This is a genomic window from Streptomyces sp. AC627_RSS907 (assembly GCF_019049165.1).
On the sequence record NZ_JAGMUE010000750.1, the window covers coordinates 1 to 738 of the forward strand.

Annotated in this window: 1 protein-coding gene; it reads right to left on the reverse strand. The window is 75.3% G+C overall.

What is annotated here, in order from left to right; all coding sequences use genetic code 11:
• Nucleotides 1–70: 70 nt before the first annotated feature.
• Nucleotides 71–738, reverse strand: a 668-nt coding sequence (locus KUM32_RS38415; protein ID WP_217146443.1) for an LLM class flavin-dependent oxidoreductase, incomplete at its 5' end; no start/stop codon positions are given.

The window sequence follows — 738 nt, forward strand, 5'->3', positions numbered from 1 at the left end:
ATGCCACAGGTCCGGGCACGCCGCGCGCGACCGCCCCGCGCGGTGCGGGACGGCCGTGGGGCGGGTGGGGTCACAGGTACTGCGCGTAGTCGTCGAGCGCCCGCAACACGGTGTTCTCGTCGCCGGTCGGCGTCTGCAACACGACCTCGGTGATGCCCAGGTCAGCGAAGTGCGCGAGCTTCCCGGCGGAGGGCAGCACCCCGTACGGCACCACCTCGGGCTCGCCCGGGCGGCCCGCCTCCGTCCACGCCTGACGCAGCTTCGGCAGGGTCTCGACGAGGCCCTTGCCGCCGAGCGGCAGCCAGCCGTCGGCGTACTCGGTGATGTGTGCGAACAGCTTGGGCCCGGCCGCCCCGCCCACCAGGGTGCGCGGCCCGGTCAGCGGCGCGCCGGCGCGCTCCCGTGGCGCGTGCGACGGCTTGGGGTGGGCGTGGCTGGCCGGCACGGAGCCGAACTCCCCCTCGTGGCCGGTCGGCTCCGGTGCCCAGAGCGCCTGCATCAGGGCCATCCGGTCGCGTACCAGCTCACGCCGGGTGGACCAGCCGACGCCGTGGCTGGCGGCCTCCTCCACGTGCCAGCCGAAGCCGAGGCCCAGGGTGAACCGGCCGCCGGAGAGGAAGTCGAGGGTGGCGACCTGCTTGGCGAGGTCGATCGGGTCGTGCTGGGCGACCAGGGTGACGCCGGTGCCGAGGCCGAGCCGCTCGGTGAAGGCCGCGGCCTGACCGAGCGCCACGTTCG